Raw genomic sequence first — 9,262 nt, forward strand, 5'->3', positions numbered from 1 at the left:
TGCTGAAAGCTTAGATGGTACACGTTCCAGCTGGTTGGGTAGTGGACAGTATACCTTGACGCCATCGAGTGGGATAGTCGGGTTGCTTGGAGTTTCTCGTGAATCAACTGGACTGGATATGCTCAACAATACCGTTTATCGAGGAGGGCTCGGATACTACCGAGAGCTATTCGGTGGCTTAACAGTACTACTTCAGCCTGAGTATGCTCATGCTGATTATGATGATATAACCCCAGCTTTTGGCGTTGAACGTCAGGATGACCTATGGAGAGCACGTTTGCGTCTTACCAATCAACAGTGGGTATTCAAGGGATTTTCACCGGAACTTACTGTGATTTATTCGTCTCGACGCAGTAACATCGATTTATATAGCTATGACCGCAATCAGGTTCAATTAGGTTTCTCGAAATTATATTGATAATGCCTCGTTATTTGTGTCGTAGCATACCAACTCACGATTACCCTTATAACGTGAATTTTTGTTGCAGCGCATTATGAGCGGACAAAAAGGCGCCCTGTGCCCGCAAAATAGTCGTTGTGCCGCGGTAGAAAACAGGCGTAACGTCGGGCAAACGCCCCATTGACCCGGCAGTACACGACATGACTGAGTTAACCATCGGACGCATGGCCACCTTGTACGGATTGCACCGTTCCAGTCTGTATGAAGCGATCGAGAAGGGACGCCTGTCTGCGGGCCTCAATGCGCGTCATCAGAAAGTCCTCAACCTGGCGGAAATGATCCGGGTTTACGGCGAACCGCCGAGCCCAGGCCCTACACCCAACAGCAAGAACCCGACGGGTAGACCCCGTTCCCCCGACAACAGCGCACTGCTGGACGAGCTCAAACGCCAAACAGCCGTCATCGAACATATGAGCCAGCGCATTGAGCAGCTGGAGAAGACATTACGACAATTGCCAGCCCCGCCCGCCCACACCGACGCAGCGCCGGACAAAAAACCACCCAAGAGCTTCAGCGATTTACTCAAGCGCTTCGAACCTTAAAGGGTGGCTTGGGGGTATTATGCCGCTTCGCGGCATGCAGTGAGCGCAGCGAACGGTAAACCGGTCACGCCTCTGCTGCTATAACGGCCTGTGAGGCGCATAGAAGGCGTTTCAGCTCGTATCCCCACCTGTTCTGCCCAACAGGGGTTTCCCTGCGCCTGCGCGGTTTCTCGCGCGTTAGCGCCCACCGTGTTCAAGCGGCGCAGCTGCGGAGCAGCTAGACAGCCGCTTTTACCGCGCCTTTGGCGCGTCATTTTTAGGCTGGCCGAAGGTCAGGGCGAGCGAAGCGAAGGGCAGGCGAGCGCGTAGCGCTCTTTCTGTACTTATTTTCCGTGTTTCCGTGTTTCCGACTACTTAAGTTATTGAAAATAAAAGAAAAGCAAAGCCTAAATGGGACGGATTGATACCTAAATGGGACGGATTGATACCTAAATGGGACGGATTGATACCGCTAAATGGGACGGATTGATACCTTTTAGGACGTATAATGAAAGCATGTCCCAGTTATGTTTTAATAGTAGTGTCCGCCATAGGAGCTGCTATGAACCAGAAAAAAATAGTCTTCGAGTTTATAAAGCAAACGCGGTTATTGAAGCATGCTATGACCTTAGTGTGGCAGAACACCGACTTTTGCTGGCGTGTTTTGCGCAGATTGGTAAGGAGGCAACCGATGAGCGGCTTTACCGTGTCTATGCCCGTGATATTGCTGCCTTGGCCGATATACCTACCCAGGATGCCTATCGAGATGCTGCCATCGCAGTAGAGCGACTTTATGAGCGTTCCGTTGAGGTTTTTGAGGGTCCAAATGGCACCGCACCGCCGAAAAACGTAAGTTTCGCTGGATTCAAGAAGCAGTTTATTCGGAGGGTGAGGGCTATGTTGATGTACGTCTCAGCACATCGATCCTGCCTTTCGTGAATAACCTACTTGAGCAGTACACGGTCTACCACATGCAGGACGTAGCTCGGATGACGAGCCGTTATGCGATCCGCGTTTATGAGCTGCTTGTACAGTGGCGCCGGAGAGGTCATCGCGAAGTCGACATTGAGTGGCTACGTCGTGCCCTTGGTGTGGGTGATAAATACTCTAACTTTAAAGACTTTCGGCGCCGTGTAATTGAGCCTGCTGTTCAACAAGTTAATGAACGAAGCCCACTCGACGTTAGCTGGGAAGAACGTAAAACAGGCCGCCGTGTGAGCCATGTGACGTTCTATTTCGATGAAAAGCCGGAAGTGAAAGACGAAAAAGCCGAGGCCGCTGCGAAGCGCAACGCTAAAAAAGAGAAGAAAGCCGCCCCGGCTCTTGGCGACCAGCCGAGCATGTTCGGGCTGTCACCGGCTGTTATCAAAGAATATGCACGTCCCGGCGAGGATTGGCAGGAAGCCGCTTTGCGTGCTTTATACGCGCGACAACAAAGGTAAGTTCTATAACCGCTGAAAGCCCCATAAAACGGGGCTTTCAGCGACGTGCTACGAGTTTATCTCAAAATCCCGGCCCACCTGGGGAGCCTGGCGGCTCCCAATCTTGCTCGTTTTGAACACGCTCCTCGCGTTGCGGACTGAGCGTTTCACTCGGTAGCAGTTCGGCGCGTAAGTGTCGTCCCTCGTTTGTCAGTTCGCCCGTCGAAGCATCTATCAGCGGTTCGAGAGCAATATCCAATGCGTCGTAGTCGTCTTGATTCCATGAGAATGACTCAAGAAATGCGGCATGTCGTTCTCCAGCGGTTTCCATACACACGATCTCCAGCGCTCGCTGGCGAGCATCAAAAGCGGGTTCTGGCGGTGCCTGTGGCAATGATTCTTTAGGCTCAGAAGCCTGTTGTGGTGAGTCCTGGGGCAGTTTTGCAGCAACTGGTGTCGGTGCTGGTTTCGACATGATAGGAGCGGCTGGAGAGGTCTTTCTCTGACAGTTTTCTATCTCCAGCAATTTCGCCATCTCTTCCAGGGTCAAACCACCGTGCGATGGCTGATTTTCGGGATACTGAGACTCTCGCTCGATGCACGCATCAACAGCTGCTTCTGTGTAGATACGGCCAGTGGCCGAGCACACTTCTGGTCGACTAATCCACTCCTGCCACTCCGCTTCCTCCTGGGCCTCACGCTCGGCATCAAGACGCTGCTGAGCAGCATACAGGGCACGCAGATCAGCTCTGATTTGCAGCTGGTGACGTTGCTCGATGTGCTGTTCAGCATTCTCAAAAGCGAGCTGCTGACGCGCAGCAGCGTGACTTCTTGATTAGCAGCAGTAATTTGCTTGTTGAGAGTGGCATTCTCACTGAGCTCTGGCGTGCCCTCGCGGCGCATACGGGCGGCATAGCCGCCAAGGTGGACAGTAGGCACTTGGTCGCTACCACGGTCTTTAAAGCTCCGGTGATCGACGCTGACAGCAGCGCGAGCCTGCTCCAGTGCGGCATTTTGTAGGTCACACCAACGCTGACGTTCTTTGTCAGTCATGTTGGGAATTTTGTGGCGCTGGCAGTGGATCGGGTCGATTTCAACGCACTTTTTGCCCAATGTGCCGTCACGTTCGACGTGGCAAGCCGTCATCAGGATGTGGGCATGCCAATTTCCGTTATGCCTCTGGCCAGTATCAGGGTCGATTACCCAATGCTGGCCTGGATTCTTCTCCAGATCCCGGTCACTGACCGATCTCGGCGCGTGGAGCGCCACGTCCACGGCAACGCTGTAGCGGTCGGATAACTCGCGGGCAAACTGCAAAGCGAGCGCTTGGCGCTGTTCATTGTCCAGCTCGTGCGGGAGTGATATTTCGACCTCGCGGGCGGTAACAGCATCGCCACGACGATGGTGTTTTTCGACACGGTTCCAGAAATCAGAGCGGTCTTCCGTGCTACCGCCAGGCATCAAAAGCGCGGTACCTAGCACGTCTCTTTTGCGCGTGTAATCGTGCGCAACCCCTGTGCGTTCATCAACAATTTTCTCTCCCGCACGATACGCCGCCGCCGCTGTTGCAGAGCGGCCATCCTTGCGTCTTATCGCTTTTGCGCTGAGGTGATACATCGCCATTTGCGATTCTCTCCGAAGCTGGGGTTAAGGTTTTTGGGTTCTAGGGCGTAGCCCTAGCGCACGTATTGCGGAGCGATACTCTAAGTGCGCCCTCCGGGGGTTGGGTTTCAGGGGTTGTTGTTGTCTGTGCCTGATCCAGCGCTCACCCCGCTACCAATAAATAAGGGACGGCAATTTTAAAATTGCCGTCCCTTATTTATTATTGGTGAAGCAGAAAACCCATTAGAACAGGAGGCGGTATGCCTAAACGCACGACTGAAGAGCAGCTAGCTGATGCTCAGCAACGACTGAATCAGCTGCGTGAAAAATCACGCAAAGAAAAAAATCGCCGGAAAATTTTGGTTGGTGCGATGTATCTATCTCAGGCAAAGCAACATAACGGCATGGAGAAGCTATTGACGCGGTTAGACCACTGGCTTCCGAACGGCCATAGAGAGAGACGCTTGTGGCTAGATGATGGGCTTGGGCCTATCCAGGGGCTTTATGGCAATCAGAAGCTGCAGCCGCCACGCAACGGATGGTTTGCGCACTCTCTCAGCACAAAGCAGACGGTTCAGAGATTTTCGTTCGGTGATGTTCATTTCCGGCGTGTCAACTAACTGCACTAAGTACCAGAAACCCGCCAGCTATGGCGGGTTTCTCGACTGAGATACAAATATAAAATATCAAAAAATATAATATATATATATTTGTATGTATTTTTAATATCATATATTATATTTAATATCTCACTATATCGGAGCATTTCACATGCACAGCAGCGGTATCACCTACCAGGACGTTGAACAGGCCGCTGATGCGGTCGTCGGACGGGGTGAAAAGCCCACTATTGCCCGTGTTCGGGCAGAAATTGACGTGGCAGTCCTAACACGATCCATGAGCACCTAACGGCCTGGAAGTCCGCCCAGGCGCCCAAGACGCGTCAGGCAGCCACGCTCTCTGACTCTCTTTCCACCGCTTTGGCCCAGGAAATTGAGCAACATGCATCCAGCGCCCGTGCCGAAGCCGAAGAACGAGCGCTGGATGCGGAACAGACCGCCGATGAACTGGCCAAAACCGGCACAGCTCTGGAAGCTGAAATCGACGCTTTTAAGGCGCAGCTTTCAGTCTTGAGCGACGAGAACGAGACTTTGACGCAACAACGTGATGACGCCCAAAAGATCACTGAGCAACTCACACAAGATCTAGATCGTGAACGCGCCACAAAAGAAGCTCTGATGTTGGAACTCGCAGAGTTGCGTCACCAGGCCAAAACCCAGCAACAGCAGCTCGACCGCGAGGTTCAGAAGCGTGAGGAGGTTGAAAAAGATATGATACATCCGACAAAGCGCGTATCGCCGCTGAAAAAGCTGTTGCTGTGTCAGGCGCTACACAACAGGGACTCCAGAACCTCGTTAGTGATCGCGATAAACAACTAGAGCGACAACGTGAAGACTATGAACAGCAGATCGGCTACCTGCGGGCGCAACTGGAAAAAGCCGAGGAGCGTGCTCAGTTAGCTGAAAAGGGTAAAACCCAGGCCAATACTCAGGTTGAGACGTTGAGCGCTCAGATCGCCTCTCTGGAAGCAGAGAAGGGCAAGCCACGCCGTAAAGAGGAACAACCTGGATTGCCGTTTGACGGTGAAAGCTCCACTTAACTCAATGGGAAGGGGGCATCCCTGGGGGCATATCTTTTCACCATAACGCGAAAAGCCCGCTTTGGCGGGCTTTCGGGTCTTGATTAGGTGGAGCACGTAACCACCCAACAACCAAATCAGCCAGTCATGTGTGCTGTTTTGGGTACCTTGGTGTTACCGATATGAAAAGCACCACACTGCCCACCCGCAAACCCGCATTCCGCCGCGTCGTCTTCTGTATTGGCTGAGGTATGCATCAATCGCATTAGGGCAGGCGTATCGAGATCCTGCTACTGATCGCGATGTTGGCCAATATGGCGATTATGGTCGCCGGCCTGTGCGTCAAAACCGGAGGGCAACAGAAACACTACAAGAGCAGCAGTATCGATCATCGCAATGTTTTATCAGTATGGTGCCTTGAGCTGGAATGACTGCGTCGACGACATTCCGCCGCTGTGCCCCGGTCCTGCTGGACATCGGTGAAGACCACCCTGAGAGAAAAAGCCCGAGATCAGGAATTGTGCGAAGCATAGCCTCAAATTCATGGGGATTCGTCAGCGTTAAATAAGTTGAATAGTAAATAAATTATAGGTCTTATTACTTAAGACACTTTTTTGCATAGGTTTATTTATTAATTTTTTATTTTTTTCAAAAAATGCCAAAATATAATACTATAGTTGTAAGTAATATCTTACAAAAATTTAAGCTATTGCTTACTTTTAAGAATATGACATGACTGCTATTTTCAAAGCGTGAAAAATTTTACAGGAATAAAAAATATGAAATATAAATATACTCTTGGTGTCATTATCACAGCTACGTTATTTTCGACACATGCATTTGCCAACGATGCAGGAGAACTATATGCCGGTGGACAATTTGCGCAGGCCGAGTTGGATGGCGCTGATGTAAAACCTAGTGCTGCGGTTGGTCGTTTAGGATATTTTGTAGTCGATAACTTTGCTGTTGAAGGCCGTTTAGGTGTTGGAGTTGGCGATGATTCAGCCCTTGGCCGTGATGTTGAAATTGATTCTGTAGCGGGACTATATGGGGTAGGCCATTTACCGCTTGGAGACATCATCGCTTCTGTGTATGCTGTCGCAGGATTTTCTCGTGGTGAAGCCACTGTATCAACCCCTATGGCCTCTATTAGTGTTGACGATACAAGTTTTTCTTATGGCGTTGGTCTTCAGGCAAAGTTTGCACCTACATTTTCTGGTAATGTCGAGTATATTTCTTACATCGACTCGGATGTTGAGATAACAGCTATTGGTTTAGGCCTTAATTATCATTTTGATATTTAGATAACACAATTTTAATGCTTATGGCGTGATTGTTATTAACTAGCTTATTTAAAAGCGCTTAACAGCGCTTTTTTTTTTTAAAAAAGAGCGTAAAATTGTGTTTTTAAGTTATCCTTGGCATGAGCAGTAGAGCGAGCATGACATTTACTGCACCTAGTAAACCCTTAGCATAAAGCCATGCTTAAAATTCGTTAAATTAAAGAATCAAATTTTGAGGTCTACATGTATATTCCCAAAAAAATACCCTCTAAAATTCAGGTATCTTTACTAGCCTTAACAGTCGTAACTGTTTCAGGTTGCTCAAGCTCTGGAGGTTCGTCTTTTCAACCTTCCGCTGAATCACAGCCTCCCCCGGTCAAGGAATTAATGATAGCGAAAACTCTCAAAATTTCACTTATGGTACCGTAAATCCTCCAGATAGTATCAACATAGGTGAAGTATTCGAGCTAGACACTACAACAATTCAGGGTGTTAAACGGACTGATAGTACAAATTTCGCTAATGTTCCATTTCTTCCACGTACAAACGACAATGGTATAATTGTTAGAAATGAACCGATTGCAAGTTCTAGATCCACCATAACAGTCCTTGATCCCGCAGAAAACGGAAACCCTAGAATTCGCTTGCAGGATCCAGATAGTGGTGTAGATACCATACTGAGTGGAGCAGGTATAGCTTTCAGGGATGGCCCTAGTAATCGCAGTGACGGTCTTACCACCTATTTAAGCTTATCATCTTTGAGACCATCAGTCTCAACTCTCATTCCCTCAGGCGATTTACGTTACGCTGCTTATGGCTACTGGTCTGTTCTAGATGAAGGCAACAATGTAACCTCAGATCAAGACATTAGTATTGGTTTTGCCGCCGGTGGCTACCCCACTCAAGATGGTGATATGCCTACTACTGGCTCGGCATCATTTTTGGGTGCAGCAAGTGGCCTAAGCATTGCCTCTACAGGTAAAATTCAAGATATCATTGGCAGTGCTGAAATGAATGTTGACTTTGCTAGGGGAGCCTTGAGCGGAACCATGACCAACATGAAGACTGGTGATAATGTAGACGGTGCCGCGACACCATGGAACGATATTGGCTTTAATGGAACACTTAACGGAAATACATTCACTGCAAATGCACGTGTGACAGCACACCCTAACGACTTAATTGTCGGTGCAAGATATAGTGAAACTAATTTACTAGGCAGAGATGCTGTAGGTAGTGTTAATGGTCGTTTTTATGGACCACAAGCTTCTGAAGCAGCAGGTACATGGAGTTTACAGGATAGTGATGGGAACACAGCTGTGGGTGGTTTTGGCGTTAAACAGTAGCCAGCTTCTCTAGTGGCAAATTTATACCCGCCACTTAGGCGGGTTTTTAAAGCCAGCAACCTATGAGGAGTGAATATTGTTACTTCATCTATTTTTAATTTTTTCTTTTGTTATAGGTTGGTATTCAAGCCCTGCCTCTGCTGATTTTTCTGACTTCGTTAAAACTACAAAAACACCAAATCAGCGAATACCTGTTGCAGTCATAGCAGCAGCACAACTAATGGATCAGGGTGAGAGGGCTCATGCTAAAAAAATCCTTCTAACAGCGCGTAATGAATTTACTGACAATAACGATATTTCCTTTCTGCTCGGTATGCTAGCTATGGCTGAACAGAGGTTTAAAGAAGCCAGTGACTATTTCCGAGAAATCCTAATTCGCGACCCTAAGGCTATGCGTGTCCGCCTTGAACTTGGGCGAGCATTATTTGAAAGTGGAGACTATCGTGATGCAGACCGACAATTCCGATTTGCCCGCAGTGGTGATTTGCCCGCAGAGGTAAATGCCAACATAGACCGCTACCTTGCAGCAATTCATAATCTTCAGACATTTAACTGGGATATTTCGGTAGCACTGGCCCCAGATACTAATGTAAATACTGCTCCGAGTATTGAAGAGATCAGTATCTTCGGCTTGCCCTTTGAGCTTTCAGAAGATGCTAAGAGTCAGACAGGGATTGGGTTGTTGCTCAACACCAGTGCTGAGTGGACACCGCATATCAGTGAAAACACGCGGTTGCGGCTTGGAGGAAACCTATATCGCACTGATTACAGTGGCGGAGACTTCGATCGCACCTTTACTAATATGTATCTAGGTCCCAATGTTGAGTTTGGCAATTTTGAAATCAGCACGTTATTGACAGGGTTTCATCGCTGGTATGGTAATGAACCTTACAACCATGGTGTCGGTATTCGACAGGAATTGGCGTACTATCCATCTTCCCTGTTAAGGCTGAGTACCTCACTGGAGCATCAGTGGGTGAGCTACGATAA

The 9,262-nt window shown here is 48.9% G+C and carries 11 protein-coding genes and 1 pseudogene; 10 read left to right on the plus strand and 2 right to left on the minus strand.

The genetic code is table 11. From position 1 onward, the window contains the following. From HLB35_RS16085 to HLB35_RS18000, 4 genes are all read left to right on the plus strand, one after another. A partial coding sequence (locus HLB35_RS16085) for a surface lipoprotein assembly modifier (protein WP_171703363.1) occupies positions 1-418 on the plus strand: 418 nt, incomplete at its 5' end. Positions 419-600: 182 nt separating this feature from the next. Next, positions 601-1,002 (plus strand): hypothetical protein, encoded by a 402-nt coding sequence (locus HLB35_RS16090; protein WP_171703364.1) that lies wholly within the window; start codon positions 601-603, stop codon positions 1,000-1,002. A gap of 432 nt (positions 1,003-1,434) precedes the next feature. Next, on the plus strand, positions 1,435-1,920 hold the full coding sequence (locus HLB35_RS17995) for a replication initiation protein (protein WP_171703365.1): 486 nt from the start codon (positions 1,435-1,437) through the stop codon (positions 1,918-1,920). Then, positions 1,845-2,423, plus strand: coding sequence for a replication initiation protein (locus HLB35_RS18000; RefSeq protein ID WP_171703374.1), 579 nt, complete (start codon positions 1,845-1,847; stop codon positions 2,421-2,423). The genes HLB35_RS17995 and HLB35_RS18000 overlap by 76 nt, the downstream gene beginning before the upstream one ends. A gap of 61 nt (positions 2,424-2,484) precedes the next feature. On the opposite strand, the gene HLB35_RS16105 is transcribed toward HLB35_RS18000, so the two are convergent. Together HLB35_RS16105 and HLB35_RS16110 are read right to left on the minus strand one after the other, a co-directional pair. Beyond that, complete coding sequence (locus HLB35_RS16105) at positions 2,485-2,952, minus strand: hypothetical protein (protein WP_171703366.1); 468 nt, start codon at positions 2,950-2,952, stop codon at positions 2,485-2,487. Beyond that, a complete protein-coding gene (locus HLB35_RS16110; protein ID WP_171703367.1) occupies positions 2,949-4,025 on the minus strand; it encodes a MobA/MobL family protein in 1,077 nt (358 codons plus the stop codon). The genes HLB35_RS16105 and HLB35_RS16110 overlap by 4 nt, the downstream gene beginning before the upstream one ends. 239 nt (positions 4,026-4,264) lie before the next feature. Between HLB35_RS16110 and HLB35_RS16115 the strand changes: the two genes are divergently transcribed. The 6 genes and pseudogenes from HLB35_RS16115 to HLB35_RS16145 all read left to right on the plus strand — a co-directional run. After that, positions 4,265-4,624: a hypothetical protein gene (locus HLB35_RS16115; RefSeq protein WP_171703368.1), complete on the plus strand. Its 360-nt coding sequence runs from the start codon at positions 4,265-4,267 to the stop codon at positions 4,622-4,624. A gap of 151 nt (positions 4,625-4,775) precedes the next feature. Continuing rightward, a pseudogene (locus tag HLB35_RS16125) lies at positions 4,776-5,443 on the plus strand (DNA-binding protein). Beyond that, a complete protein-coding gene (locus HLB35_RS16130; protein WP_171703370.1) occupies positions 5,383-5,664 on the plus strand; it encodes a hypothetical protein in 282 nt (93 codons plus the stop codon). Before HLB35_RS16125 ends, HLB35_RS16130 begins: the two are co-directional and overlap by 61 nt. A gap of 758 nt (positions 5,665-6,422) precedes the next feature. Then, on the plus strand, positions 6,423-6,947 hold the full coding sequence (locus HLB35_RS16135) for a porin family protein (protein WP_171703371.1): 525 nt from the start codon (positions 6,423-6,425) through the stop codon (positions 6,945-6,947). Positions 6,948-7,570: 623 nt separating this feature from the next. Beyond that, positions 7,571-8,272 carry a transferrin-binding protein-like solute binding protein gene (locus HLB35_RS16140; protein ID WP_171703372.1) on the plus strand — a complete coding sequence of 234 codons (702 nt, stop codon included), beginning with the start codon at positions 7,571-7,573 and terminating at the stop codon, positions 8,270-8,272. Positions 8,273-8,348: 76 nt separating this feature from the next. Next, positions 8,349-9,262, plus strand: a 914-nt coding sequence (locus HLB35_RS16145; RefSeq protein WP_171703373.1) for a surface lipoprotein assembly modifier, incomplete at its 3' end; no start/stop codon positions are given.

The sequence above is a fragment of the Vreelandella azerica genome, assembly GCF_013112225.1.
GTDB classification, from domain to species: domain Bacteria; phylum Pseudomonadota; class Gammaproteobacteria; order Pseudomonadales; family Halomonadaceae; genus Vreelandella; species Vreelandella azerica.

Coding starts and splice junctions, on each gene's coding strand:
- HLB35_RS16135 (WP_171703371.1), top strand. CDS start 6,423: ATGAAATATAAATATACTCTTGGTGTCATTATCACAGCTACGTTATTT.
- HLB35_RS16090 (WP_171703364.1), top strand. CDS start 601: ATGACTGAGTTAACCATCGGACGCATGGCCACCTTGTACGGATTGCAC.
- HLB35_RS17995 (WP_171703365.1), top strand. CDS start 1,435: ATGGGACGGATTGATACCGCTAAATGGGACGGATTGATACCTTTTAGG.
- HLB35_RS16110 (WP_171703367.1), bottom strand. CDS start 4,025: ATGGCGATGTATCACCTCAGCGCAAAAGCGATAAGACGCAAGGATGGC.
- HLB35_RS16115 (WP_171703368.1), top strand. CDS start 4,265: ATGCCTAAACGCACGACTGAAGAGCAGCTAGCTGATGCTCAGCAACGA.